The organism is Hydrogenophilus thiooxidans, assembly GCF_019049855.1.
GTDB lineage: Bacteria > Pseudomonadota > Gammaproteobacteria > Burkholderiales > Rhodocyclaceae > Hydrogenophilus > Hydrogenophilus thiooxidans.
Map to the genome: position 1 here is coordinate 59,426 of NZ_JAHLSY010000005.1, position 25,708 is coordinate 85,133.

The window sequence follows — 25,708 nt, forward strand, 5'->3', positions numbered from 1 at the left end:
CAGCGAGCGGTCGACGCGCTCCTTATTTGACGAATTTCCAGGTGCCGTTTTGGATCTGGACCATCACACGCGCCCGTTGGTCGAGCCCCAGGTGGTCCTCTTTGCTCATGGTGAAGACCCCGTGCGCGCCCGCGACCTCTTTGACGTTTTCGATCGCGTCACGCAGCGCGGCGCGAAATTCCGGTGTGCCCGGCTTGGCCTTCTTGAGCGCTTCCGGCAACGCGGCCGCGAGGAGTTTCCCAGCGTCCCACGCGTGTCCACCGAAGGTCGAAACCGACCCTTTGCCGTACTTCGATTCGTAGACTTGAACGTACTCCATCGCCGAGGCTTTCACGGGGTGATTGGCAGGGAGTTGTTCCGCGACAAGCACGGGCCCGGCGGGGAGGAAGGTCCCTTCACAATCTTTGCCACAGACGCGCAGAAACTCGTTGTTCGCCACCCCGTGGGTCTGGTAGATCTTGCCGCGGTAGCCGCGCTCCTTGAGCGTTTTTTGCGGCAACGCCGCGGGGGTTCCTGAACCCGCGATCAGGATCGCGTCGGGGTTGGCTTGAACGAGCTTCAGCACCTGACCGGTCACCGAGGTGTCGTTGCGGTTGTAGCGCTCATTCGCGACGATCTTGAGACCCCGCGCTTCCGCCACTTTGCTGAAATTTTCGTACCACCCTTCGCCGTAGGCGTCGGCAAAGCCGATGAACCCGACCGTTTTTATGCCTTGGTCGACCATATGTTCGACGATCGCGGTCGACATCTGGTAGTCGTTTTGCGGCGTTTTGAAGACCCAGTAGCGTTTGGCGTCGACCGGCTCGACGATCCGGTTGCTGGCGGCAAACGAAATCATCGGTACTTTCGCTTCCGCAGCGACGTCGATCATCGCAAGCGAGTTGGGGGTGATGGTCGAACCCATCACCAGGTCGACCTTGTCTTCGGTGATGAATTTGCGGGTGTTCTTCACCGCGGTGGTGGTGTCCGACGCGTCGTCGAGTACGATATAGGTGATTTTTTCACCCGCGATCTCTTTGGGCATCAGCTCGATGGTGTTTTTCTCCGGGATGCCGAGCGAAGCCGCGGGGCCAGTGGCCGAAACGTTCACCCCCACTTTCACTTCGGCCCAGGCAGCGCCTGCGGCGAACGCAACGCCCAATGCAACGGTCAGCGATTTGCGCAACGGTTTTTTCATGACACGTCTCCTCATTTCCTCCAATTTGCCCGCACTGACCCGGCGGGGGTAGGGTGGTATAAAGTTACCACATATCAAACAAGTTTGACAATATCTAATTCAGGCTTTTTCGAGCAACATCGCGATCCCTTGTCCGACGCCGATGCACATCGTCGCCACCGCCCAGCGGCCGTTGCGGGTGTGCAGGGCCCGAGCTGCAGTGAGTGCGAGGCGCGCGCCTGACGCACCAAGCGGGTGACCGAGCGCGATCGCGCCGCCATGGGGGTTGACGTGTTCGGCGTCGTCTGGAAGCCCTAGGAGCCGCAACACCGCAAGCGCCTGCGCCGCGAACGCTTCGTTGAGTTCGATCACGTCGATTTCGCTCACTCGTTTACCGGTACGCTCCAGGAGTTTTTGCGTCGCTGGCGCCGGGCCGATGCCCATGATCCGCGGCGGAACGCCCGCGGTCGCCATCGCGTGGATGCGGGCAAGCGGCTGCAAGCCGTACCGCTCCACCGCGGTGGCGCTGGCAATCAGGCACGCGACCGCGCCGTCATTGACGCCGGAGGCATTTCCGGCGGTCACCGTGCCGTCGGGGCGTACCACCCCTTTGAGTTTCGCCAGCGCTTCCAGTGTCGTGTCGGGGCGGGGATGTTCGTCGATCGCAACGATCTGCGTTTCGTTCTTGTTGCCGGTTGGTGCGTCGATCGGAACGATTTCGCCCGCGAAAAAGCCTGCCTGTTGCGCCGCGGCGGTTCGCTGCTGGCTGCGGTAGGCGAACGCGTCTTGGTCGGCGCGGGCGATGCCGAATTCCGCTGCGACGTTCTCGGCGGTTTCGGGCATCGAGTCGGTGCCGTAGCGCGCGGCCATCTGGGGGTTGATGAAGCGCCAGCCAATGGTGGTGTCCTCGATCTTCGCGGTGCGGGAAAAAGCGCTCGTGGCTTTCCCCATCACGAACGGGGCGCGAGTCATGCTTTCGACGCCGCCTGCGATCATGAGCTCGGCATCGCCGGCAACGATCGCGCGGGCCGCGGTGCCGATTGCATCGAGCCCCGAGCCGCAGAGGCGGTTGATCGTGCTGCCCGGCACCTCGACCGGCAACCCGGCCAAAAGCGCAGCCATGCGGGCGACGTTGCGGTTGTCTTCACCCGCTTGGTTGGCACAACCGAAAGTGACGTCGTCAAGCGTGGCCCAATCGATTTGGGGGTGACGGGCAACGAGTGCCCGGATGACGTGCGCGGCCATGTCGTCAGGGCGCACATGTGCCAACGCGCCGCCGTAGCGCCCGAATGGGGTTCGTACGCCGTCAACAAGATAGACAGGTTCCTTCATTGTGGGTCTCCAAACGGTTGCGGGACAGAATCGGACGCGCGGTTGAGCGGCGGCGCTTCCGGCAGTGTAGCCAGGGGCGCTTCCGCTGCGGGGAAAGGGGCTGTGTGCGTGGCCGCAGCGGCGAGCGGCCCATGCGGAGGCAGCGCTGCTGCCGCAGAGAGGCCGCGGAGAAAGAGCGCGGTGACGAGCGGGGCCAGATCCCGGTGGGTGAGCGGCCCGTCCGGGCGCAGCCAGGTGAAGGTCCAGTTGATCATCCCAAAAAGGGTCATGGTGAGTGCCGAAACGATGTGCGGCGGGGTGTCACGCGGAGCGAGCGCAGCGATCACCCGTTCGAAACCGCGCACCACCTGACGCTGTTTGGCGCGGATCGTCGCCGCGAGTTCGGGCGGCAGATGTTTGACATCTTGCACGAGCACGATGTGGCGGTGCTGCGCATGGGCGTACTCGTCGAGAAACGCGGTGATGAGGAGAGCAAGCGCCGCTTCGGCCTCTTGGGGAGTGGTGAGCGGTTGCTTGGCCAATGTCTCGCGCACGATCGCGCACAGCCGTTCGACGTGGGCGTCGGCAACGTCAAAGAGAATGTGCTCTTTGTCACGGTAGTAGTGGTAGAGGAGCGCTTTGGAAACCCCACACGCTTTGGCGAGCGTCGCCATCGACGCCGCGTGAAAGCCCATGCGGGCAAAGAGCATCGCGGCTTTTTCGAGGATCGCTTCTCGCTGCTCTTCGAAGTTGGGGCTGCGCGTGCGGGCCATGGCGCGGGTCTGCCTCCTTCGTTTAGCGTTCGTCGAAGCTGAGCGCCACCTGCTCGGTGAGCGGGTGCGCCTGGCAGGTGAGGACGAACCCCGCTTCGAGGTCTTCGCGCTCCAGCGAGTAGTTTTTGTCCATGCGTACCCGTCCTGCTACCACCTTGGCGCGACAGGCGCAGCAGACCCCATTTTTGCACGAATAGGGGAGCGCGATGCCTGCGGCCAACGCGGCGTCGAGGATCGGGGTGGCGCCGCCCGGATAGGGAAATTCGCGGGTGATGCCGTCCATGATCACGCGGATCGTGGCGGCTGCGGCATCGTGCGCTTCGGCGTGGGGTGGCGGCGCACTTTCGGGCGCACCGAAACGCTCATGGTGGATGCGATCCTGCGCGACCCCGTGCGCGAGGAGCGCCGCTTCGACGCCGTCGATCATCGCATTGGGGCCACAGAGATAGACGCAGTCGATCGCATCGGGCTCCGGGAAAAGGGCGGAGAGGAGCGTGCGGGTTTTGGCTTCGTCGAGCCGACCTTCGAATAGGGGAACCTCTTGCGGCTCGCGGGAAAAGAGCGGTAGGAACAGGAAACGATCGGGGTAGCGGTTTTTGAGATCCTCGATCGTTTCCAGGAACATTGCGCTAGTGCGGGTGCGGTTGCCGTAACAGAGGGTGACGCGGCTCATCGGCTCTTCCGCAAGCGCTGTCGCGACGATCGAAAGGATCGGGGTAATGCCGCTGCCAGCGGCAAACGCAACGAGGTGGCGTTGTGCGTTCGGCTGGGGGCGGAACTGGAACCGCCCTTGCGGCGGGAGCGCTTCGATCGTCATCCCGGGGGCAAGTTGCTGATTCGCCCAGGTGGAGAAGCGGCCATTGGGGATTTTGCGGATCCCGACGATCCAGCGACCGCTGCCCGGGGTGCTCGCCAGCGAGTAGCTTCGCCGCACTTCTTCGCCGTCGAAGGTGTGGCGCAGGATCAGGTGTTGCCCGGCGGTGAAGGCAAACGCGGACCGTAGGGGTTCCGGTACGTCGAATTCGACCGCTACTGCGTCAGGAGCCAGGCGTTCGATCTGTTTGACGGTGAGGGGGACGAAGGATTCCATGGTGGGCTCAAATCGGTTTGAAGTATTCGAAGGGTTCGCCACAGGCGCGGCAGCGCAGGAGTGCTTTGCAGGCAGTGCTGCTGAATTCGCTCAGTGGTTCCGTGTTGCGGCTGCCGCAGCGGGGACACGGGATCGTGGGATGATAGGTGAGCGGCGCAGCCGTTGCACGCGCTGCATCTGAGGGGGTGCCACAGCAAGCCGGCGGCGCGATGCCCGCCGCTTCGAGTTTGGCGCGGCCTTCGGCGGTGATTCGGTCGCTCGACCAGGCGGGGGTGAGCACGAAGCGGACCACCGCGTCGGGATACCCCGCTTGGGCGAGGGCGCGGCGGGTTGCTGCCGCGATCGCTTCGGTTGCGGGGCAGCCCGAATAGGTGGGGAGCAGCTCGACGAGCGGTGCGCCGTTTTCGGCAACGGTGACGCGATGGACCATCCCGAGGTCGACGATCGACAGGTTCGGGATTTCCGGATCGGGGACGGTGGCGAGCACCGCGTGGATCGCGTCTGGTGCGGTCACCATTTGCCTCCAGGATAGGCGCGCTGCAGGTATTGCATTTCAGGTAGCAGGTGGCCCATGTGTTCGCTGTGCCGCCCCCAACGGCCGTGGCTGCGAAAGGGGCTCTCTGGCGGCATGCGCAGTTGCGCTTCGGCAAGGGTCGGAGTCACCGTTTCGCGCCAAGGCGCGGCGAGTTCGCCCGGATGAGGGGCGATGCCAGCTTGCGCCAAGCGGGCGTCGTCTTCGTCGCTTTCGAACCACTCGGCGGTGTACGGCCAGAGGTCGTCGAGTGCCGCCTGGGTTTTGTCGTGGGAAAGCGCGGTGCCGTCGCCCAAACGTACGACCCACCCGCCGGCGTGGCGCTGGTGGTAACGCGCCTCTTTGACCGCTTTGCCAGCGATCGCCGCGAGGTGCGGGTCGGCGCTCGATTGGAGCCGCGCCCAGAGGAGCACCATCCAGCTGGCGAAGAGGAAATGGCGCACCATGGTTCGGGCAAAGTCGCCGTTGGGAAGTTCGGTCATGGTGACGTTGCGGTATTCGTGCTCATAGCGCAGGAACGCGAGCGTATCTTCGTCGCGCCCTTTCCCTTCAAGGGCACCGGCGTAGGTCAGCAGCATCCGCGCTTGGCCGATCAGGTCGAGTCCGAAATTGGCAAGCGCCATCTCTTCTTCGAGTACCGGCGCGTGGCCGCACCATTCGCTGGTGCGTTGCCCCAGGATCAACACGCTGTCGCCGAGCCGAAGGAGGTAGCGAAAGAGCGCCGCTTGCGTTTCGGGATCATAGTCCGGAAGCGTGAGCGCGGTTTCCGCAGCAGGATCTGGTGTGGTTTGCAGCAGTTCGGTGACGAACATCGCTAACCCCTCACATGTGGTCGACTTCGGCTGGGAGCCGATAGAAGGTGGGGTGGCGATAGATCTTGTCGGCGCTTGGGTCGAAGAGTTCGGGTTTGGCGTCCGGGTCGGAGGCGACGATCTGGTCGGAGCGCACCACCCAGATCGAGACGCCCTCTTGCCGTCGGGTGTAGAGGTCCCGTGCGAGTTCGAGCGCCATGCGGGCGTCGACCGCATGGACGCTGCCGCAGTGTTTGTGTTCGAGCCCGTTCTTGGCGCGGACGAAGACTTCCCACAGCGGCCATTCGTCGCGACGTGGGGTGTCGGTTGGAGTTTGTGTCATCGGAACGACTCCTTTTGTATCGTTCAGGCAGCGGTGGGGTGGGTGGTAGCCCGCCGCTTTGCTTTTTCGGCATACGCTTCGGCGGCTTCACGCACCCATGCGCCTTCTTCCCAAGCGCGGCGGCGTGCGGCCATTCGGTCGCGGTTGCACGGTCCGTGGCCGTTGATCACGTCCCAGAACGCTTTCCAGTTGATCGGGCCAAAGTCGTAATGGCCACGCTCCGGGTTCCATTTGAGGTGGGGGTCGGGAAGCGTCACCCCCAGCACTTCCGCTTGTGGCACGGTGGCATCGACGAATTTCTGTCGCAATTCGTCGTTCGAGACCCGTTTGATGCCCCAGCGCATCGATTGGGGGCTGTGCACGCTTTCGCTGTCGGGGGGGCCGAACATCATCAGAGCGGGCCACCACCAGCGGTTCACCGCGTCTTGGACCATCGCTTTCTGTTCCGGCGTCCCTTCGCGCATCATCACCAGGAGCGATTCGTATCCCTGGCGTTGGTGGAACGACTCCTCTTTGCAGATGCGTACCATCGCGCGCGCGTAGGGGCCGTAGCTACATTTGCAGAGCGGAATCTGGTTCATGATCGCTGCGCCGTCTACCAGCCAGCCGATCACGCCGACGTCGGCCCAGGTGAGCGTTGGGTAGTTGAAGATCGAGGAGTACTTCGCTTTCCCGGATAGGAGCGCTTCGATGAGTTCGGTGCGGCTGACCCCCAAGGTCTCTGCCGCTGCGTAGAGGTAGAGACCGTGCCCCCCTTCGTCTTGGACTTTCGCAAGCAGGATCGCTTTGCGTTTGAGCGTCGGAGCGCGGGTGATCCAGTTCCCTTCGGGGAGCATGCCGACTACTTCGGAGTGGGCGTGTTGGCTGATCTGGCGAATGAGCGTCTTACGGTAGCCTTCCGGCATCCAGTCTTTCGGTTCGATGAAGTCGCCGCGGTCGATCTTCGCGTCGAATTCACGTTGGTAGGCTTCCGGCTCTGCCGTGGCGGGAGTCGTATTTCCCGCCTCTTTCGCGATCAGGTCCATCGCTTGGGTGTACATCGTGGGCTCCTTGTCTCTGCAGGTTAGGCGAACAGAGATTCGCCTGTTCCAGCGTTGGTAATCCTCGTGTTTATTCTTTGGGTCGCTTGTCGATCACCCGGCGCGCTTTCCCGACGGTGACCCGTTCGATCGCAAACGGATCGCCCACTTCGACCTTCGCTGAGATGCCAACAAAAGTCTTGATGAGGTGGGCAAGCGCTTTGGCCGCCTCTTCGCGGAGGTGCTCCTTGCGACCGACGCCCGCTTCGGGGTTGAGTTCGACTTTGACGGTGAGTTTGTCGAGGTGCCCCTCTTTTTCGACCACCAGCACGTAGTGCGGCGCCAGTTGCGGCACCCGCAGGATGAGCTCTTCGATCTGGGTAGGGAAGACGTTGACGCCGCGGATGATCAACATATCATCGGTGCGGCCGGTGATCTTCGCCATGCGGCGCATGCTGCGGGCGGTAGGCGGCAGGAGGCGCGTGAGGTCACGGGTGCGGTAGCGGATCATCGGCAGCCCCTCTTTGGTGAGGGTGGTGAAGACCAGTTCGCCCTCTTCGCCGTCTGGGAGGGGTTGGCCGGTGATCGGGTCGATGATTTCGGGGTAGAAGTGGTCTTCCCAGATCGTCGGGCCGTCTTTCGTTTCGATGCATTCGTTCGCGACGCCAGGCCCCATGATTTCCGAAAGGCCGTAGATATCGACCGCGTCCATATTGGTGCGCGATTCGATGTTCCGGCGAATCGCCTCAGTCCAGGGTTCGGCACCGAAAATCCCGACTTTTAGAGAGATCGAATGGGTGTCGATTCCCTGGCGCGCCATTTCGTCGAGCAGGGTGAGGAAGTAGGAGGGGGTGACCATGATGATGTCGGGTTTGAAGTCGAGAATCAGTTGGATCTGTTTCTCGGTTTGCCCGCCCGACATCGGGACGACCGTGCACCCGAGCCGTTCGGCACCGTAATGGGCGCCCAGCCCGCCGGTGAAGAGACCATAGCCGTACGCGACGTGGACCATGTCACCGGGACGGCCGCCCGCGGCACGGATCGAACGGGCCACCAGATTCGCCCAGGTGTCGATGTCTTTGGCGGTATAGCCGACGACGGTGGGTTTGCCGGTGGTGCCGCTCGAAGCGTGGATCCGCACGATTTTTTCCCGTGGGACCGCAAAGAGTCCGAACGGGTAATGGTCGCGCAGGTCTTGTTTCGTGGTGAACGGGAATTTCGCCAGATCTTCGAGCGTCTTGAGGTCGTCGGGGTGCACGCCCTGCGCTTCACATTTCGCACGGTAGGGGGCGACGTTCTCATACGCGTGGCGAACGCTCCATTTGAGGCGTTCGAGTTGGAGCGCGCGCAGCTCATCGATGCTCGCGGTTTCGATCGGTTCGAGATCACCGGGTTGCGGTTTTTTCACGGGCATGGTGGTTTCCTCCTCATGGGTGTGGTTTCGATTCGACGGGACAGATCGGGTGACCCTTGCGGCGGTACGATTTGCCGCGCATCACCGCGATCAGTTTGCCGTGCTGATTGGTGACCGTGACATCATAAACGCCGGTACGTCCCGCTTCGCCAACGACGCGACATTCGGCGGTGAGCTGATCGCCTTCGTGCGCGGGCGCCAAGAATTCGGTGGCGATGCCTGCCGCAACGGTCATTTCGTTGCCGCTGTTGCAGGCGTAAGCAAACGCGGTGTCGGCCAGCGTGGTGAGGATGCCGCCGTGCAGGATCGCAAAACCGTTCAACATCTCGCGGCGCACGGTCATCGTCATGCGCGCGTAGTTGGGGGCGATCGCCTCGAGTGTGATGCCCAGGTGCTGGGCGCAATAGTCGCGCGCGTACATCGCTTCCCCGACCGCATTGGCGACGGTTTGTGGGTCGGGCGCGGACGGGGTCGAGCTGTGAGGCGTGTTCGTGTTCATCGTGGCTCATCCCAAGTGGCGCGGAGCACGGTTCAGGGCCGCCTCTGCCGCGCGCAGCTGGAGGTAGGGGGAGACGCGGTAGCGCGCGTCCCCGGTGAACTGGTGGAGATGGCGCAGCAGTTGGGTGACTTGGATGACGCCCACTCGTTCCGCCCACGACAGAGGCCCTTCGGGGTAGTTGGTGCCGTAGCGCATCGCCAGATCGATCTCTTCGGCACTGGCTACGCCTTGATGGACGGCGTCCGCTGCTTCGTTGGCGAGCATCGCCTGCGTGCGGGCAAAAACGAGCCCTGCGGCGTCAGCGATCACCGCAACCCGCAACCCGGCTGCTTGCAGGAGGGCGATCGCCTGCGCACGCGCCGCGTCCGGTGTGGTTTCGGCAAACGCCACCGCGATGCGGGTTGCGCTCTTCCAGTCGCGAACCCAATCGAGAACGGCAAGCGACGGGTTTTGTTCTGCCAACGCGCGGAGCGTTGCAGGGCGACCGTCGGTCAGGACGATCCGCACGCTGTGGGTTTCGATGCAGGGTTCAGACGGGACGGTTGCCCGTTTGACCGCAACGCCGCCGTTGTGTAACCGGGTAGCCATGGCGTCGAGCGCGGGATGGTCGCCGATGAGCGAAGCGTTCGGGTCGGCGAGCGGGTGCGGTTCGGCTTCTTGTGGTGCCGGGTTGTGCGCTCCTTCACGGTAGTCGTAAAAACCCCGCCCGCTTTTGCGGCCGAAGTGTCCCGCACGCACCAATTCCTCTTGGATGAGACTGGGTTGGAAACGGGGGTCGTAACCGTAGGCTTCCCAGACCGAGCGGGTCACCGCGGCATTGACGTCGTGGCCGATGAGGTCCATCAATTCGAACGGCCCCATACGGAAGTTACCGGCGTCGCGCAGGATCGCGTCGATGGTGGCGGTGTCGCTCGCCTGCTCGAGGAGTAGCCGCAGCGCCTCGCCGTAGAAGGGGCGGGCGACGCGATTGACGATGAAGCCAGGTGTCGATTTCGCGCGCACCGCAATCTTGCCCCACGCGCGCGCGGTGGCTTGGACGGTTTCCGCAACCGCAGGGTCGGTTTGTAGGCCGCTCACCACTTCGACCAATTTCATGTGGGTGGCGGGGTTGAAGAAGTGCATCCCGACCACCCGTTCGGGGTGGGTGAGCGGTGCGGCGATCGCAGTGATCGAAAGCGACGACGTGTTGCTGGCCAGGATCGTGTGCGGCGCAACGAGCGCTTCGAGGTCGCGAAAAAGGGTCTGCTTGACCTCCAGGTTTTCGACGATCGCTTCGATTACCAGCGCAGCCAGCGGTGCCGTTTCGCGAAAGTCTTGGGTGTACGTCAGTCGCGCCTGCGTTGATCCGGCTGCTTCAGCGGGGATCTTTCCTTTCGCGACGCCGCTGGCGAGGTCCCGCTCGATCGCCGCTTTCGCGGCGTCGAGTTGCGCGGCGTTGAGGTCGTAGAGGGTGACGGGGTGGCCCGCCGTGGCGGCAACCTGGGCAATCCCGCGGCCCATCGCGCCTGCGCCGATGATCAGTACCGGCGCGTTGGGCGGAAGGGCTTGGGACGGGGTTTCGGTGGCTTGGGTCATCGGGCAACTCCCTGCGCGGTGCGTTCAGCGACCAAGGTAACGGGGTGGGCGTTTTTCCAAGAAGGCGCGAACGCCCTCTTGATAGTCGTGCGTCTGCCCGCAGGCGCGCATCGCGTCGCGTTCGCGGTCGAGCTGCTGTGTCAGGGCGTATTCGAAACTGCTCCAGATGAGTTTTTTGGTTTGGGCGTAGCCGTACGTGGGGCCCGCGGCAAGCTGTTCGGCAACCGCTGTGACCGTGGGGATGAGGGCATCATCGTCGACGCATTTCCAGATTAGCCCCCACCGTTCGGCCGCTTCCGCCGAGAGTTTCTCGCCCAACAGCGCCAGCCCGAGCGCCCGTGCCGGACCCACCAGCCGGGGCAGCGTCCAGCTGCCGCCGGTATCGGGAACAAGACCAAGCTTCGCGAACGACTGAATGAAGCTCGCTGAGCGTGCCGCAAAGACCAGGTCACACGCCAGCGCCAGATTGGCGCCTGCTCCCGCAGCGACGCCATTGACTGCGGCGATCACGGGCAAATCGAGCTGTCGCAACGTGAGGACGAGCGGTTTGTAATTCTTTTCGATCGATTCACCCAGATCGGGTGCGGCTTCGCCCGGCGCCACCGCGCGATCGTTGAGGTCTTGACCCGCGCAAAAGCCGCGCCCCGCGCCGGTGAGTACCAGCGCGCGCACCGTGCCGGCTTCCCTTTGTGCCGCAACGCGTGCCAAGGCTTCGCGCACTTCGGCGTGCATTTCGGTCGTGAAGCTGTTGAGGCGCTCTGGGCGGTTCAGGGTCAACCATGCCACGCCGTTTGTTTCACGATACTGAATGGTGCGCCAGGCCGTCTCCATCTGATGTCTCCTCCGTCCTTTCGTGTGGGTTGTGCGCTTGTTTGACCGACCGTTCGATAAATACTATACTTGACCTGCGTCAAAGTCAACCGCTTTTTTCGATATTTTCTAACCGGTTTGTCTATGTTAAAGTTTGTTGCCACATATCCTGAAGGAGGAGATACCGTGTCTGAAGAATGGTTTGCGCGCCATCAAGCGCTGCTCGATGAGGCCGTGCGTGCGATTCACACGCGTGGCTACTGGACCCCGTTTCCCGAAATGCCCAGCCCGAAAATCTATGGGGAAAACGCGATGGCCGAAGGCAAAGCGGCAGCGCTTGCCTACCACGACCGCGAATTCCCTTTGCAGGATCAAGGTACGCCCGAGCGGTGGGTCGCAACCGAGCGGTCGCCTTACGGAGTGGAATTGACGCCGAAGTACCCGGTCTTTGCGGTCGAAACCCTGGTCCGCCAGGCAGAAAACGCGATGCCCGCGTGGCAGCGTCTCGGGCCCGAAGGGCGGGTGGGCGTGCTGCTCGAAGCGTTGGTCCGTTTGAACCGGCGCAGTATGGAGATGGCCCACGCAGTGATGTTCACCACCGGCCAAGGGTGGATGATGGCGTTCCAAGCGGGGGGGCCGCACGCGCAGGACCGTGGGCTCGAGGCGGTTGCGTATGCGTGGGACGAGATGAGCCGGATCCCCAAAGCGGCGGTCTGGGAAAAACCCCAGGGCAAAAATCCCCCGATCAAGATGGAGAAGCGCTATGAGATCGTCGGCCGCGGCGTCGGCGTGGTGATCGGTTGCGGAACCTTCCCCACGTGGAATACCTATCCGGGGCTCTTTGCGGCGTTGGCAACTGGCAACCCGGTGATCGTCAAACCCCACAGCAACGCAGTGTTGCCTGCGGCGATCACGGTACGGGTGCTGCGCGACGTATTGACCGAGGCCGGGTGCGACCCGAACGTGGTGCAATTGGCGGTGTTCGACGATCGCCAGGCTACCCAGCAGCTCGTCCAGCACCCGGCGGTGAAGTCGATCGATTTCACCGGCGGCTGCGCGTTCGGGCAATGGCTCATCGACAACTGCCGCCAGGCGCAGGTCTATGCAGAACTGGCCGGGGTCAATACCGTCGTGATCGAATCGACGGACGACTACGCTGGCCTGTTGAAAAACCTGGCGTTTACGCTGTCCCTCTATTCCGGTCAGATGTGCACCACGACGCAGGCGATTTTGGTTCCCGCGCAAGGGGTACAGACACCCGACGGCGTGAAGCCGTACGAGACCGTGGTTGCCGACCTGGCCGCGGCAATCGACGCGTTCTTGTCCGATCCGCGGGTGGCGTTCGCGGTGCTGGGGGCGGTGCAGTCCGACGAGACGATGGCGCGCATCGATGCGGCGAACCGGGGCGATTTCAGTGCCGTGGCGCTGGCGAGCAAAGCGCTCACCCACCCCGAGTATCCCAATGCCCGTGTGCAAACGCCGGTGCTCGTCACCTGTGACGAAAACGACGAAGCGGCCTATCTGGAGGAGCGTTTCGGGCCGATCGCGTTCGTCGTGCGTTGCGCCGACCGCGACGCGGCGCTGGCGCGCGCCGAGCGGATCGTACGCGAACACGGCGCATTGACGTTGGGGTGCTACTCGATCGATCCCGCGTACCAGGAGCGGATGGTCGATGCGAGCCTGCGTGCCGGTGTCGCGCTTTCGTTCAATTTGACCGACGGCGTCTACGTGAACCAGTCGGCAGCGTTTTCCGACTACCACGGTACCGGTCTCAACCCGGCGGCGAACGCCAGCTACTGTGACGCAGCGTTCGTCGCGCGCCGTTTCGCGGTCGTGCAGCGCCGTTGGCATGTGAAGGAGTAACGCTGTGCCCTTTTACGAGATCGATGGGCTCAAGCCCGTGGTCCATCCCAACGCGTTCGTCCATCCAAACGCGGTGGTGATCGGGGACGTGTTTATCGGCGAAGGGTGTTACGTGGCGCCGCTCGCGAGTTTGCGTGGTGATTTCGGCCGCATCATCCTCGAAGCCGGGAGTAACGTCCAGGATTGCTGCGTGCTGCACGGCTTTCCCGGCTGCGACACGGTGGTCGGGGTCAATGGCCACATCGGGCACGGCGCGATTCTCCACGGCTGCCGAATCGGTGAAGACGCCCTGGTGGGCATGAACGCGGTGGTGATGGACGAGGCCGAAATCGGTGCGGGGTCGATCGTCGCTGCGCACGCGTTCGTCAAAGCCGGGTTCGTCGCACCGCCCCGTTCGCTCGTCGTCGGGGCGCCAGCGAAGATCGTGCGCCAGGTCACCGATGAAGAATTGGCGTGGAAGCAGGAGGGGACGCGCACCTACCAAGATTTGACGCGCCGTTCCCTCGCGACGCTGCGCCCGTGTTCACCTCTGACCCAAGCCGAACCGGGGCGGAAGCGCTTCGAGATGCCGGGGGTGGTTCCGTTGGTGGCGAAGCGGCGGGAAGGGAGCTGAAGCGCGGGTTTGTACCACGCATGGGGGCACTATGGCGTGGGAGATGGTACGCCTCAGCCGTGTTGCGTTGGTCAGCATACGTGTGTCTGGTTACGTGATCAGTTGGCGTACGCTATAATTTTTTCATGATGAACCGACAACCGCCTTCTCGTGTTTTGGGGATGTTTTGCGCTGCGGTCGCGGCGTTGCTCCTTTCCGCCTGTCAGCCAGAGCCGCAAGACACCAAACCGGGGCAACCCGTCGCGACGCGGCAGAAGCTGTTCAAAGCGATGCTGCGCGAATTCGAGCCGATGGGGGTGATGTTGCGCGACGGACCCTTTGACGCTGCGCGTTTCGAAGGGCATTTCCGCCGTTTCCTCGATTTGAGCGAAAAGCCCTGGCCCCATTTCCGCGAGGATACCTGCTACCCACCCGCGAAGGTCCAGCCGCAGACCTGTACGGACCTTGCTGGCTTGAAGCGGCGCACAGACGCGTTCATGGAGGCGGTTGCCGGACTCAACACGGCGGTGCAGAAGGAGTTGGGCACGCTTGCGCCGCAGGGGAGCGCAACGGCGGAAACGCAGGCGCGCGCCGCGCTCAAAGCGGCCTACGACCGGGTCTATGACACGTGCCAAGACTGCCATCGTGACTACCGCAAAAAGTGATTCCGCGCAAACCGCTTCGGAACGTGCCGCATGGGCGCAGGGGATCGCACATGACCCGTGGCCGCAGCGGATCGTCTGCTTGACCGAAGAGAGCGTCGAGACGCTCTATCTCTTGGGCGAGCAGCGACGCATCGTCGGCATTTCGGGTTTTACCGTCCGGCCACCGCAGGCGCGCAAAGAAAAACCGAAAGTTTCGGCGTTTACGAGCGCCAAAATCGACGAGATCCTCAAGCTCGAACCCGACCTCGTGATCGGTTTTTCCGATATGCAAGCGGAGATTGCGGCAACCCTGATTCGTGCCGGGGTCGAGGTCTGGGTGAGCAACCACCGCTCGGTTGCGGGGATTCTCGCCTACATTCGGCGGCTGGGGGTGTGGGTTGGCGCGTCTGAGCGGGCGGAGGCGCTCGTTGCGCAACTGACCGCGGGGTTGCAGGCCGTTGCCGAAGCCGCAAGCCGCCTTCCCGCTCGGCCCAAGGTCTATTTCGAAGAGTGGGACGAGCCGATGATCAGCGGCATCCTCTGGGTGCATGAGCTGATCGCATTGGCGGGTGGCGAGCCACTCTTTCCAGAGCGTGCGCAGGCGCCGTTGGCGCGTGACCGGATCATCGCCGACCCGGCGGAGGTGGTGCGTGCCGCGCCCGACCTGATCATCGGTTCGTGGTGTGGCAAGAAGTTTCGCCCGGAGCAGGTGGCGGCGCGCCCGGGGTGGGGCGCGATCCCCGCGGTGGCGCGCGGGCAGCTCGTCGAAATCAAGTCGCCGCTCATCCTGCAACCGGGGCCAGCGGCGCTCACCGATGGGTTGCAGGCGCTGGCGCAGGCGATTGAACAGGCGGCGTGGGCAGCTGCGCCACCTCGACCCGATTCCGGCCGGAACGCTTAGCGCGGTAGAGCGCTTGGTCGGCGGCGCGCAAGACCGCCTCGAAGGGCGTGTTGCCGTTCCATTGCGCGATGCCTGCGGAGAAGGTGACCCCGCGCAGCACCGGGTGCTCGGCATCTGGCCACACCTCTTCCTTCCAGCTGGTGCGGAGCCGTTCGACGATCGCAACGGCGGTGGCAAGATCGGTGTCCGGCAAGAAAACGAGGATCTCCTCGCCGCCCCAGCGCGCGACCAGATCGGTGGGGCGCAGCCTGTGGGTCAAAAACGCCCCCAGCCGCTTCAAGACGGCGTCCCCCATTTCGTGGCCGTAGCGGTCGTTGATCGCTTTGAAGTGGTCGAGGTCGATCAGGACTGCCGCCGCAACCGAACGGTTGCGCTCTAGCCGCGCCGTTTCCCGTTTAAAGGGCATGTGCGAACCCTTCGCGGTTGAGAAGCCCGGTAAGGGGGTCGTGGTAGGCTAGGTGGATGATCTGCTCGAGCAACCGCTGCTGCTCGCGGATGTCGTGAACGGCTGTGACGGCGCGCACGATCGCGTTCCGATGGTCACGGATCGCCGCAACCGCGATATGGACCGCGATGGGTATGCCGTTTTTGTGCCAGAGCACCGTATCGACGCGCCGCGGTTTTCCATCGCGCATCGTTTGGAAGATGGGGCATTCCGTCCTTGGAAAAGGGGTGCCGTCGGCGTGGGCGTAGTGAAGTGTCGCATGGCTCGGTTTGCCGATCAGCTCGTCGGGAGTGTAGCCGAGAAGCGCTGCAGCGGCAGGGTTGCAGTAGGTGATCACATCGTCCGCTGCATTTTGAACGATCACCCCTTCGTTGAGCGCCTCGAGGATCGTGTTGGTTTCCGCTATCTGGTTGGTAAGCAGGGTCTTCTGATGGTCGACTTGGCGGTAGAGGGCGCGCGTGCGCATTCCTACGAGCGCCAGCGTTAGGGCGAGGGCAAACGCTGCTGTTGCGGCCAGAAGCGCCAGGCGGTATTGGCGCCAGATATCGCGCCAGGTAACCGGCACTTCGGTAAAGGGGGGTTCGCGCATCGCCAGCGCCAGGCGGCGGATCGATGTGTAGTCGCCGCCGCGCACGCAACAGCCAATGCCGCTCTGGATCCACTCAGGCGGGAGCGTGCGGTCGAGCTGCAATTGCAACGCCAGCAGGCCACTGATGAGCGCAGAGGCAGTGGCGTCGTCGACGTGCGGCAGGAGTGCCACCGGCCATTCGGGGTAGAGGCGGGTGCTCACGCGAAACGGGTAGCCGGGCGGAGTCTGGTCAAAGGCAACGGCCAGGTGGGCGATCGCTTCGGGCGCCCGCTGCGCGGTGTGCTCCCAGATGCTGGAGCGGACGACGCCGTAGCGGGCGGCACCGCGGGCAAGCGCTTCGACCACCGCTTCGTGCGTGCCAACCTCTTGCCAGGTGATGGTGGCGACATCGACGCCGGCAAGGAAGAGTTCGAACGCAAACGCTTGGTAACCACCAAGATGGCGCTTACTCGGGATGAGGATCGTTTGCCCTTCGAGCGCCTGGAGGGAATCGACCGGGGGAGCATCTTGGCGGCGCAGTAGCGTGCTACCCAACTGGCGCACGAAGTGGCCCTCAGCGAAGCGGGTGAGGGTGAGCACTGGAGCCGACAATGGGTAGCGTTCTTGCAGTTCGATGAAATGGGTGGGATTGGTGATGAGTAGGTCCAGTGTTTCTGCAGCAACCCGAGCTTCGAGTGGATCGGGTTGCAGATAGGCTACCTCGACCGGACGAGAGAGGATCGCGCCGATCGCACGCACGAGCGGCGCAAATTGTTCGGCAACGATTTCGGGTTTCTGATAGGCAAAGATGCCGATCCGAAACGGCGAATCCTCCGCCCGCAAGGCAGGAATGCAGCCAAAAAGAAGGAGCACCGTGCTGCTGAGGAGTGTCAGCAATCGTGCCAAGAGGGGGCGGGCCATGCGCGGGTTGGGCTGTCATTTATGCATTTAAATTAATAACAATAGCATAGGAGACCTTCGGCGTCAAAGCGCACCGCGCGTGTGTTGCTGGTGGGCCAGCGCGGTGCGGGGCTGAGAAAGCCGACGCTGTGCGGCAAGCGCTTGGTGCGCGCGGATCACCGCGCGTCGGGTTGCGCATCGGGAGCCGCTTTCTGAAACGCCGGGAGTCTCTGACACGCCGCGTCGATTGCGGTGAGCCGCGGATAAGGGGAGAGATCGCACTCAAACCGCCGCGCGTTGAAGAGCTGTGGCACGATGCAGCAGTCGGCAAGGGTTGGCGAATCGCCCCAAGCAAAAAGGCCGCCTGGGTTTTCCGCCGCGGTGACCATCGCTTCGAGCGCCGCAAGCCCTTCGGCGATCCAGTGGCGATACCACGCCAGTTTGTGCGCGTCGTCCACCCCGAGCGTGCCGGTGAGATAGTTGAGCACCCGCAAATTGTTCACCGGGTGGATTTCGCACGCAACCAGCTGCGCAAGCGCGCGCACCTGGGCCCGCGCGAACGGGTCCGCGGGAAGGAGCGGTGGCGTGGGGTGGGTCTCGTCCAGGTATTCGATGATCGCAAGCGACTGGGTGAGCCGCTGCGTGCGGCCGTCTGCTGTGCGTACCTCCAGGACCGGAACGAGTCCGGCAGGGTGGCGCGCTTTATGCGCTTCGTGCCTCTGTTCGCCCTGAAGGAGGTTCACCGGCACGATTTCGTAGGGAATCCCTTTGAGTTCGAGCGCGATCCGCACACGGTACGCAGCGGAGCTACGGAAATAACTGTAGAGACGGTACTGCATCACCCCTCCGGCAGCGCTTCGACCCGGTTTTCGATCCGCCCAAAGATGTCGTTGCCGGCGGCGTCGGTCATCCAGATGGTGACCGTATCGCCATCCTGCAGGAACGGGGTTTGCGGTTTGCCGGTCTCGATGATTTCGAGCATTCGCACCTCGGCGATGCAGCAGTAGCCCACACCGCCATTTTCCACTTTCGAACCGTAGAGCCCGCCTTGTTTGTTCGAAACCGTCCCAGAACCGATGATCGAGCCGGCTTCGAGTTCGCGGGTCGTCGCTGCGTGGGCAATGAGGCGGCCAAAATCGAACTGCATGTCGACCCCGGCGTTGGGAAAACCGAAGGGCTTGCCGTTGAGGTTCACCCGCAGCGGCAGATGGACTTTGCCGTCGCGCCACGCATCGCCCAGCTCATCCGGCGTCACCGCCACCGGTGAGAAGCTGCTGGCCGGTTTCGATTGGAAGAAGCCAAACCCTTTCGCGAGTTCGCCTGGGATCAGGTTCCGAAGACTGACGTCATTGACCAGCATCACCAGCGCGATGTGGTGGCGTGCGGCAACGGGGTCGATCCCCATCGGGACGTCGGTGGTGACGACGGCAACTTCCGCTTCGAAGTCGATGCCCCACGCCACTTTGGCGTGAATGGGGTCGTATGGGCCGATGAAGCTGTCCGACCCCCCTTGGTAGATCAGGGGGTCGTCGTAAAAAGCGGGGGGCATTTCGGCGCCGCGCGCTTTTCGCACCAATTCGACGTGGTTGAGGTACGCGGAACCGTCCGCCCATTGGTACGCTCGGGGTAGGGGTGAGGCGCAGGCGGGCGGATCGAACGGTTGGGCGTGGCGGGCAGCGCCTGCGTTGAGGGCCTCATAGACCGCGGCGAGTTGCGGGGCGACGTTCGCCCAGTCGTCCAACGCTTTTTGTAGGGTGGAAGCGATTTCGGGGACCGGTTGGCAGCGGGTGAGGTCGCGAGAAACGACGACCAGCGTGCCGTCCCGGCCACCCGCTTTGAGGGTGGCCAACTTCATCGGAGGGTCACTCCTTATTGTTCAGGGAACATCGTTTGATAACGACCGTCGTGCATCCAACGGGCGTGGTGCGGGGCCCGTTTCGTCTGCCGCCACTCTTCGAGCATCTCCCATTTCACTTTGTCCAGCGCTTCGAGCATGCCGGGGCGAAGGGTGTTCGCCGCGAGTTCGATCCGGTGGCCGTTGGGGTCGAAAAAGTAGATCGATTGGAAGAGCGCGTGGTCGGTGGGGCCGACCACTTCGATCCCTTCGGCTTCGAGTCGCGCTTTGGTTTCCAGAAGCACGTCCACCGATTCCACTTCGAACGCGATGTGTTGCGTCCACGCCGGGGTGTTGGGGTCACGCCCCATCGGCGGACGGGTGGGGAGTTCGAAGAATGCCAGGATGTTGCCGTTTCCGGCGTCGAGAAAGATGTGCATGTAGGGGTCTGGTTCCTTGGTCGATGGGACTTCGTCTTCGGCAATCGAGAGAATCAGTTTCATCCCCAAGTGCTTTTCGTACCATTGGGCCGTCTCGTAGGCGTCGTGGCAACGGTACGCGACGTGGTGGATCTTTTTGATGAGGCTCATGATGGGTCTCCTCTTCGGTACGGGACGGTCACAGGTCGGCCTTTGCTGCGGTGATCGCTTCTTCGAGGATGCGCAGATCACCGATGTGGTTGGCAAGAAGCAGCACCAGCCGCGCGTTAAGGAGCGCACTGTGTTCGTCGCTCAGGTCACGGTGCGCTTCGATCAGCATCGCGTAGAAGTCGTCGCCGGGAGCGTAGTCGTAGAAATAGCGTTTGTCCGGGTTGTGGAAGTTGGGTTGGGTGTTGAGTGACATGTTTGGCTCCTTTCCGAACGGCGCTTGGGTCAGTCCGTCCAACGGTCGCGGTAGGTGGCGCGGGCAAGCGCGGCGTCGATTGCGTCTGGGTCGAGCGCACGCCAGCGTGCCGCAACGTGTTGATCCGGGCGCAGCAGATAGACCGAGCCGGGGGAGAGGTCATAGCGCTCTCGAACGCGCCCTTTGCTGTCCTGGAGGGTGGCGAGGTTATCTGGCGCGGTGCCCCGAGTGGCGATCACGAGGGGTTCGATCGGCACTGGCGCAATCGCCCAGCGGGTGAGTGTTGCCACTGTTGCGGCGTCGATCGTGCTGGCATCCTCGGTGTAATAGAGGAGTTGGAAGCGGTTGCCCACATGGTTGAGTAGCCAACTCGGCGTGCCGTCCGGTGTGGTGACGGGGGCGTCGTCCATTGGGGCGCCCGGCACCATGCGGCCGTTGAACGCGTCGCGGTCTGGGGTGTTGAGCGACGAGCCGACGTAGAAGCTCGGGACCGACAATCGCCCCGAGTTCACGAGCTTACGCGCGAAGGGATGTTGGCGCGCCAGCGTCAACACGGCTTTGCGCAGCGTTTTGCTCGCGTTGCCCTTCGGGGTGATGAAGTCGGTGCTGCGCGTCGAATTCATGATGTTTTCGTCCGCCGCGTAGCAGCGCTCCTCGCTGTAGGTGTCCAGCAACGTCGCTGGGGCTTTCCCTTCCAGCACCAGGTTGAGTTTCCAGATGAGGTTGTCGGTATCCTGGATTCCGGAGTTCGCGCCGCGGGCGCCAAACGGGGAGACCTGGTGCGCCGCGTCGCCGACGAAGAGGACGCGCCCGTGATTGAAGCGGTTCATCCGGCGGCATTGGAAGGTGTAGACGCTTACCCATTCGAGTTCGAATTCGCGATCGTCGCCAAGCATCGCTTTGATGCGGGGGATGACCCGTTCCGGTTGTTTCTCCAGTTCCGGGTCGGCGTCCCAGCCGAGCTGAAAATCGATCCGCCAGACGTTGTCGGCTTGTTTGTGGAGCAGCACCGATTGGCCGGGGTGGAACGGCGGGTCGAACCAGAACCAACGCTCCGCGGGGAAGTCGGCCTTCATCACCACGTCGGCGATCAAGAAGCGATCCATGAAGATCTTGCCCTCGATGTCGAGCCCAAGCATGTGGCGGATCGGGCTCCTGGCGCCGTCGGCGACGATCAGCCAATCGCAGGTGAGCGAATAGGCCCCCGCAGGCGTTTCGACCCGCAACGCGACGTGCGCGTCACTTGGGGTAACAGCGATTACCTTGTTCTTCCAGCGCATTTCGAGCCCCGGGGTGGCACGGCACGCATCGACCAGATACTCTTCCAGGTAGTACTGCTGGAGATTGACCATGCCAGGGCGATGGTGGTCGGGTTCGGGGACGAGGTTGAACGAAAAGACTTCGTCGTTGCGGAAGAAGGTGCGGCCGACGTTCCAGGAGACCCCTTTTTGGACGATCCGTTCGCCTACGCCCAAGCGGTCGAGAATCTCGAGCGCCCGTTTGGCGTAGCAGACGCCGCGCGAACCGATCGAAACCGTGTCATCGTCGTCGAGCAGCAACACCGGTTTGCCTTTTTGCGCCAGGTCGAGCGCTGCGCACATCCCCACGGGGCCAGCACCGACGACCACCACCGGAACGTGGCGCGTCTCATCGGGGTGATCGAGTTCGGCGGGGCGCACAAAGGGATATTTCGGGTACTGGTACGTTTTGAGCATACGAATTACCTCCTTTTGGTGGGTCAAGGGATGCGGCGCGCGGTAGCGGTTGGGTTTTTGGTTCTCGTGGGGTCAGACTTCTTGGAGCGCGTGCCACATCTCCTGGTCGCGTTCCGCGGTCCAGATGCGGGGATCGCGAATGCCGCTCGCTTCGTCGTACGCGCGCGTGACGTCGAACGGCAAGCAGTGTTCGTAGATGAAGACGTGACCGAATTTCGGGTCCATCCGTTCGCGGGCGATGCGCATCGCCCCTTTGAGGTCGAGCCCTTGCGCCACCGCCGCTTTCGCCGAATCGAACAGCGTGGTGACGAAATCGTGCGTATAGGCGAAGGCGTTGCGGATCGATTCCGGTGTGGTCAGCGCCGGTCCGCGCCCCGGAACCACTTTTTCCGCGCCCAGCGCTTCGAGCCGCGCGAGGGTCTCCGGCCAGTCGCTGAGGTAGGCGTCGCCGGTATAGCACGCCGCCTCGGCTTCGAGCAGGTCACCGGCAAAGAGCACTTTTTCTTGCGGGAGCCAGACCACCGTGTCCCCTTTGGTGTGGCCGCGTCCGGGGTGCCAAATGCGGACTTCGAGATCGCCCATCCACAGGGTGATCTCCTCTTTGAAGGTCAGCGTTGGCCAGGTGAGACCGGGAATGCTGTCGACCGCACGAAAGAGACGCGGAAAGCGGCCGATCTCCGATTTCATGTCGGCTTCCCCACGTTCGCAGATCAATTCGTAGGTGGGGTAGCTGGCGATGATCTGCTCGAGTCCCTCCCCTTTGTAGCCCGACGCGCCAAGGACCCGAACGGCGTGGTAGTGGGTGAGGGTGACGTATTTGATCGGCTTATTGGTCACTTCGCGCACCTTGCCGATCACCTGCTGCGCCATCACGGGGGTTGCGGTGGCGTCGATGATCATCACGGCGTCGTCACCGATCACCACGCCGGTGTTGGGGTCCCCTTCCGCAGTGAAGGCCCAGGCATGTTCCGAGAGTTGCACGAACGAGACCGCTTTCTCTTCCAGATCGGCAACGGAAGCAAAGGCTTTTTGTGTCATGATTCGATCCTTTCATGCAGAGCATGAGAAACAGCTTAGCGCGCGATTCAACCATTGTCAATAGATTTGTTATTATCGAATTATCGCTGCATTGAGCGTTGAGGGGACCATGTCTGGAGAACGGCGGGGCATTCAATCGGTCGAGGTGGGTGGGCAACTGCTGCGGGCGCTTGCCGATGCGGGCGTGCCGATGATGTTGAAAGAGCTCGCGGCGGCAGCGGGAATGACGCCGGCGAAAGCGCACCCCTATCTCGTCAGCTTCGGTAAATTGGGGTTGGTGGAGCAAGACCCTTTGACCGGCCGATACAAGTTAGGCGCGTTTGCGTTGCGCATGGGGCTTGCGGCGTTGCATGCGCTCAATCCGGTGCGGGTCGCAAACGAAGTGGCGGCGCAGCTTGCCGACGAAGTGGGGCAGAACGTCGCGATCGCGGTGTGGGGAAACCTAGGAGCGACGGTCGTCGATGTCGAAGAGTGCCAACGCGCAATCCATGTCAATATGCGCCCGGGCACGGTTATGGGGCTCTTGACCACTGCAACGGGGCGGGTCTTCGCGGCGTACCTGCCGCCGCGGCTCATCGAGCCGCTGATCGAACGCGAGTTGCAGCGGCTCGCGGCGGGCAGTCAGCGTTTGCGCATTTCGCGCCGTTTCGTCGAGGAGCAGGTGGCAGAGGTGCGACGCCACGCGATGGCGCGGGTAGTCGGGCAGCCGATCCCCGGAATCAACGCCTTTTCCGCGCCGGTGTTCGACCACAACGGCCATTTGGCGTTGGCGCTCACGGTGCTGGGGCCGGAGGACAGTTTCGATCCGGATTGGGATGGGCCGATGGCGCAAGCGGTGCGTCGTGCGGCGCAAACGGTCACGGAACGGGTCGGTGGGGACCCGAAAAAGTTGCTGCCGAGCGAACGGAAAGCGGCGACATCTGCCGAAGCGAGTGCCTCTGATCCGATCGTTTTGTGGTAAATTGGCACGTACATTTCTTTGAAAAAGGGAGGGAAAAGATGGCTCGAGAAGTCGTGGTTTTGAGTGCGGTCCGTTCGGCGATCGGGACGTTCGGTGGGACGCTGTCGGTGATGGAGCCGGCCGAGCTTGGCGGAATCGTGATGAAAGCGGCGATCGAACGCGCGCAGGTCGACCCCCAGGCGATCGAATACATCACCGTCGGCAACTGTATCCCCACCGAATCGCGTTATGCCTACACGCCGCGGGTGGCGTCGATTCAAGCGGGTTGTTCGATGAATTCGGTGGCGATGCAGGTCAACCGCTTGTGCGGTTCCGGGTTGCAAGCGATCGTCACCTCGGCGCAACAGATCCTCTTGGGTGACGTCGACCTTGCGATCGGCGGCGGGGTCGAGGTGATGTCGCGTGGCGCGTATCTGTTACCTGCGCTGCGTAACGGTGCCCGAATGGGTGATACCCAAGCGATCGACGCGATGGTTGCGGTGCTCACCGACCCGTTCGGCGTGGGGCATATGGGTGTGACCGCAGAAAACCTTGCGGCGAAGTGGGGCATCACCCGCGAAGAGCAGGATGCGTTTGCGCTCGAATCGCAACGGCGCGCGGCCCGCGCGATCGCCGAAGGGCGCTTCAAGGAGCAGATCGTCCCGGTGACGATCCAGACCCGCAAAGGGGAGATCGTCTTCGATACCGACGAACACCCCAAACCGAACACGACGATGGAGAGTTTGGCGAAACTCAAGCCCGTGTTCAAGAAAGACGGTACGGTGACCGCGGGGAACGCTTCTGGGATCAACGACGCGGCGTCGTTCCTGGTGTTGGCCGATGCCAAACAGGCAGAGAAAGCGGGCGCCAAACCGCTCGCTCGGCTTGTCGCCTATGCGGTGGCCGGGGTGCCGAACGACGTGATGGGGGAGGGCCCCATTCCGGCGACCCAAGTGGCGCTGAAGAAGGCGGGATTGACGCTCGACGACATCGACGTGATCGAGTCGAACGAAGCGTTCGCGGTGCAGGCGCTGACCGTGCTCAAGCAGTGTGGCTTCGACCCTGAGAAGACCAACCCGAATGGCGGCGCGATCGCGTTGGGTCACCCGGTGGGGGCGACCGGCGCGATTCTCGCTACCAAACTCATCTATGAGCTCCATCGCATCCAGGGGCGCTATGGACTGGTGACGATGTGTATCGGTGGTGGGCAAGGGATTACCGCCATTTTCGAACGGCTCTGAGTTCCAACCGGATCGTTCGATAGTGCTGCCAACGCTCGGCAGCGATCGCTCCGTCGGCTACCGCCGCGGCGATCGCGCAGCCGGGCGTTTTTTCGTCGTGCGTGCAGTCGCGAAAGCGGCATTGCCCCAGGAAGGGCCGAAATTCCGGGAAATAGGTAGCGAGCGCCGTTTCCGCAACGTGCGCCAATCCAAAGCGCTGTAACCCTGGGCTGTCGATGATCCAGCCGTCGCGCAGCGGATAGAGGCGGGTAAAGGTGGTGGTGTGGCGACCGGAATTCAAAGCGCGGGAAATTGCCCCAGTTCGCGCCTGCGCTTCGGGCACCAGGGCGTTCACGATCGTCGATTTGCCCATGCCCGATTGCCCAACCAGCACCGAATGGCGTGCTGTCAAACGTTCGGCAAGGGGAGCGACCGATTCGTGCGCGGTCAAGGTAATCACCGGATAACCGGCCCGCGCGAACGGCATGAGTCGCGCCAGGGCGTCGTCGCGCTCCGGCAGGTCCCATTTGTTGAGTACGATGAGGGCGTCGATCCCTTGCGATTCGGCGGCCACCAGACAGCGGGTGAGCACTTCGGGAGAAAAGCTCGGTTGGGGTGCGGTCACGATCACTGTCAGATCGACGTTCGCGGCGATGAGCTTTTCCCGTACCGTATCGGCGCGATAAAGGAGCGTCGTGCGTGGCGTCAGCATCTCGATCACCGCCTCTTCGGCTGAGACGCGCCGAAAGGCAACCCGATCGCCGCATGCGTAATCGTTGCGTTTGCCCCGGGTAACAGCCCGAAGCAACGGGTGTGCGAAACAGGAATCCGGTTGAAGCAAAAAGTGGCGGCCGTGCGCCGCCACGATCGTGCCGCTTTCTCGCGTAGGCAA

Annotated in this window: 27 protein-coding genes; 6 read left to right on the forward strand and 21 right to left on the reverse strand. The window is 63.0% G+C overall.

Features of this window, described 5'->3' with window-relative positions; translation table 11 throughout:
- Positions 1 to 22 precede the first annotated feature (22 nt).
- The 12 genes from KUL93_RS03825 to paaG form a co-directional block, all read right to left on the reverse strand.
- Positions 23 to 1,177 carry an ABC transporter substrate-binding protein gene (locus KUL93_RS03825; RefSeq protein WP_217125778.1) on the reverse strand — a complete coding sequence of 385 codons (1,155 nt, stop codon included), beginning with the start codon at positions 1,175 to 1,177 and terminating at the stop codon, positions 23 to 25.
- 99 nt (positions 1,178 to 1,276) lie between these two features.
- Positions 1,277 to 2,488: a 3-oxoadipyl-CoA thiolase gene (pcaF, locus tag KUL93_RS03830; RefSeq protein ID WP_217125779.1), complete on the reverse strand. Its 1,212-nt coding sequence runs from the start codon at positions 2,486 to 2,488 to the stop codon at positions 1,277 to 1,279.
- Positions 2,485 to 3,240, reverse strand: coding sequence for a TetR/AcrR family transcriptional regulator (locus tag KUL93_RS03835; protein ID WP_217125780.1), 756 nt, complete (start codon positions 3,238 to 3,240; stop codon positions 2,485 to 2,487). The genes pcaF and KUL93_RS03835 overlap by 4 nt, the downstream gene beginning before the upstream one ends.
- A gap of 22 nt (positions 3,241 to 3,262) precedes the next feature.
- Entirely contained in the window at positions 3,263 to 4,330 is a 1,068-nt protein-coding gene (paaE, locus tag KUL93_RS03840; RefSeq protein ID WP_217125781.1) for a 1,2-phenylacetyl-CoA epoxidase subunit PaaE, read from the reverse strand.
- 7 nt (positions 4,331 to 4,337) lie between these two features.
- The gene (gene paaD / locus KUL93_RS03845; RefSeq protein WP_217125782.1) at positions 4,338 to 4,847 is read right to left on the reverse strand and encodes a 1,2-phenylacetyl-CoA epoxidase subunit PaaD; all 510 of its coding nucleotides are present in this window, start codon (positions 4,845 to 4,847) and stop codon (positions 4,338 to 4,340) included.
- Positions 4,841 to 5,674: a 1,2-phenylacetyl-CoA epoxidase subunit PaaC gene (paaC, locus tag KUL93_RS03850; protein ID WP_217125783.1), complete on the reverse strand. Its 834-nt coding sequence runs from the start codon at positions 5,672 to 5,674 to the stop codon at positions 4,841 to 4,843. Before paaC ends, paaD begins: the two co-directional genes overlap by 7 nt.
- 10 nt (positions 5,675 to 5,684) lie before the next feature.
- On the reverse strand, positions 5,685 to 5,996 hold the full coding sequence (gene paaB, locus KUL93_RS03855; protein WP_119334552.1) for a 1,2-phenylacetyl-CoA epoxidase subunit PaaB: 312 nt from the start codon (positions 5,994 to 5,996) through the stop codon (positions 5,685 to 5,687).
- 23 nt (positions 5,997 to 6,019) lie between these two features.
- Entirely contained in the window at positions 6,020 to 7,036 is a 1,017-nt protein-coding gene (gene paaA / locus KUL93_RS03860; protein WP_217125784.1) for a 1,2-phenylacetyl-CoA epoxidase subunit PaaA, read from the reverse strand.
- 70 nt (positions 7,037 to 7,106) lie between these two features.
- Positions 7,107 to 8,429, reverse strand: a complete 1,323-nt coding sequence (gene paaK / locus KUL93_RS03865; RefSeq protein ID WP_217125785.1) for a phenylacetate--CoA ligase PaaK — start codon at positions 8,427 to 8,429, stop codon at positions 7,107 to 7,109.
- 13 nt (positions 8,430 to 8,442) lie between these two features.
- Complete coding sequence (gene paaI / locus KUL93_RS03870) at positions 8,443 to 8,928, reverse strand: hydroxyphenylacetyl-CoA thioesterase PaaI (protein ID WP_217125786.1); 486 nt, start codon at positions 8,926 to 8,928, stop codon at positions 8,443 to 8,445.
- Between the two features lie 6 nt (positions 8,929 to 8,934).
- Positions 8,935 to 10,503 (reverse strand): 3-hydroxyacyl-CoA dehydrogenase, encoded by a 1,569-nt coding sequence (locus KUL93_RS03875; RefSeq protein WP_217125787.1) that lies wholly within the window; start codon positions 10,501 to 10,503, stop codon positions 8,935 to 8,937.
- A 24-nt stretch (positions 10,504 to 10,527) separates the two neighbouring features.
- On the reverse strand, positions 10,528 to 11,334 hold the full coding sequence (gene paaG, locus KUL93_RS03880; protein WP_217125788.1) for a 2-(1,2-epoxy-1,2-dihydrophenyl)acetyl-CoA isomerase PaaG: 807 nt from the start codon (positions 11,332 to 11,334) through the stop codon (positions 10,528 to 10,530).
- Between the two features lie 165 nt (positions 11,335 to 11,499).
- Between paaG and paaN the strand changes: the two genes are divergently transcribed.
- The 4 genes from paaN (at position 11,500) to KUL93_RS03900 (ending at position 15,313) form a co-directional block, all read left to right on the forward strand.
- Positions 11,500 to 13,176, forward strand: coding sequence for a phenylacetic acid degradation protein PaaN (gene paaN / locus KUL93_RS03885; RefSeq protein WP_217125789.1), 1,677 nt, complete (start codon positions 11,500 to 11,502; stop codon positions 13,174 to 13,176).
- A 4-nt stretch (positions 13,177 to 13,180) separates the two neighbouring features.
- Entirely contained in the window at positions 13,181 to 13,789 is a 609-nt protein-coding gene (gene paaY, locus KUL93_RS03890) for a phenylacetic acid degradation protein PaaY (protein WP_217125790.1), read from the forward strand.
- 125 nt (positions 13,790 to 13,914) lie between these two features.
- A complete protein-coding gene (locus tag KUL93_RS03895) occupies positions 13,915 to 14,433 on the forward strand; it encodes a c-type cytochrome (protein ID WP_217125791.1) in 519 nt (172 codons plus the stop codon).
- On the forward strand, positions 14,390 to 15,313 hold the full coding sequence (locus KUL93_RS03900) for a cobalamin-binding protein (protein WP_217125792.1): 924 nt from the start codon (positions 14,390 to 14,392) through the stop codon (positions 15,311 to 15,313). Before KUL93_RS03895 ends, KUL93_RS03900 begins: the two co-directional genes overlap by 44 nt.
- Here the strand turns inward: KUL93_RS03900 and KUL93_RS03905 are convergent.
- The 8 genes from KUL93_RS03905 to KUL93_RS03940 all read right to left on the reverse strand — a co-directional run bounded on the left by KUL93_RS03905 (position 15,222) and on the right by KUL93_RS03940 (position 22,656).
- Positions 15,222 to 15,719 carry a GGDEF domain-containing protein gene (locus KUL93_RS03905; RefSeq protein WP_217125793.1) on the reverse strand — a complete coding sequence of 166 codons (498 nt, stop codon included), beginning with the start codon at positions 15,717 to 15,719 and terminating at the stop codon, positions 15,222 to 15,224. The two genes, KUL93_RS03900 and KUL93_RS03905, sit on opposite strands and share 92 nt — an antisense overlap.
- Positions 15,709 to 17,247 (reverse strand): PhnD/SsuA/transferrin family substrate-binding protein, encoded by a 1,539-nt coding sequence (locus KUL93_RS03910; protein ID WP_217125794.1) that lies wholly within the window; start codon positions 17,245 to 17,247, stop codon positions 15,709 to 15,711. The genes KUL93_RS03905 and KUL93_RS03910 overlap by 11 nt, the downstream gene beginning before the upstream one ends.
- 155 nt (positions 17,248 to 17,402) lie before the next feature.
- The gene (gene maiA, locus KUL93_RS03915; RefSeq protein ID WP_217125795.1) at positions 17,403 to 18,065 is read right to left on the reverse strand and encodes a maleylacetoacetate isomerase; all 663 of its coding nucleotides are present in this window, start codon (positions 18,063 to 18,065) and stop codon (positions 17,403 to 17,405) included.
- The gene (locus KUL93_RS03920) at positions 18,065 to 19,081 is read right to left on the reverse strand and encodes a fumarylacetoacetate hydrolase family protein (protein ID WP_217125796.1); all 1,017 of its coding nucleotides are present in this window, start codon (positions 19,079 to 19,081) and stop codon (positions 18,065 to 18,067) included. The genes maiA and KUL93_RS03920 overlap by 1 nt, the downstream gene beginning before the upstream one ends.
- A gap of 14 nt (positions 19,082 to 19,095) precedes the next feature.
- Complete coding sequence (locus tag KUL93_RS03925; protein WP_217125797.1) at positions 19,096 to 19,650, reverse strand: VOC family protein; 555 nt, start codon at positions 19,648 to 19,650, stop codon at positions 19,096 to 19,098.
- Positions 19,651 to 19,678: 28 nt separating this feature from the next.
- Entirely contained in the window at positions 19,679 to 19,903 is a 225-nt protein-coding gene (locus tag KUL93_RS03930) for a DUF2783 domain-containing protein (RefSeq protein ID WP_217125798.1), read from the reverse strand.
- Between the two features lie 29 nt (positions 19,904 to 19,932).
- Complete coding sequence (locus KUL93_RS03935; RefSeq protein WP_217125799.1) at positions 19,933 to 21,618, reverse strand: FAD-dependent oxidoreductase; 1,686 nt, start codon at positions 21,616 to 21,618, stop codon at positions 19,933 to 19,935.
- A 72-nt stretch (positions 21,619 to 21,690) separates the two neighbouring features.
- On the reverse strand, positions 21,691 to 22,656 hold the full coding sequence (locus KUL93_RS03940) for an MBL fold metallo-hydrolase (RefSeq protein ID WP_217125800.1): 966 nt from the start codon (positions 22,654 to 22,656) through the stop codon (positions 21,691 to 21,693).
- Between the two features lie 109 nt (positions 22,657 to 22,765).
- On the opposite strand from KUL93_RS03940, the gene KUL93_RS03945 reads away from it, so the two are divergent.
- Both KUL93_RS03945 and KUL93_RS03950 read left to right on the forward strand, forming a co-directional pair.
- Positions 22,766 to 23,617 (forward strand): IclR family transcriptional regulator, encoded by an 852-nt coding sequence (locus tag KUL93_RS03945; RefSeq protein WP_217125801.1) that lies wholly within the window; start codon positions 22,766 to 22,768, stop codon positions 23,615 to 23,617.
- A 38-nt stretch (positions 23,618 to 23,655) separates the two neighbouring features.
- The gene (locus KUL93_RS03950; protein WP_217125802.1) at positions 23,656 to 24,837 is read left to right on the forward strand and encodes an acetyl-CoA C-acyltransferase family protein; all 1,182 of its coding nucleotides are present in this window, start codon (positions 23,656 to 23,658) and stop codon (positions 24,835 to 24,837) included.
- Here KUL93_RS03950 and rsgA read toward each other — a convergent pair.
- Complete coding sequence (gene rsgA / locus KUL93_RS03955; RefSeq protein ID WP_217125803.1) at positions 24,812 to 25,708, reverse strand: ribosome small subunit-dependent GTPase A; 897 nt, start codon at positions 25,706 to 25,708, stop codon at positions 24,812 to 24,814. The genes KUL93_RS03950 and rsgA overlap by 26 nt on opposite strands.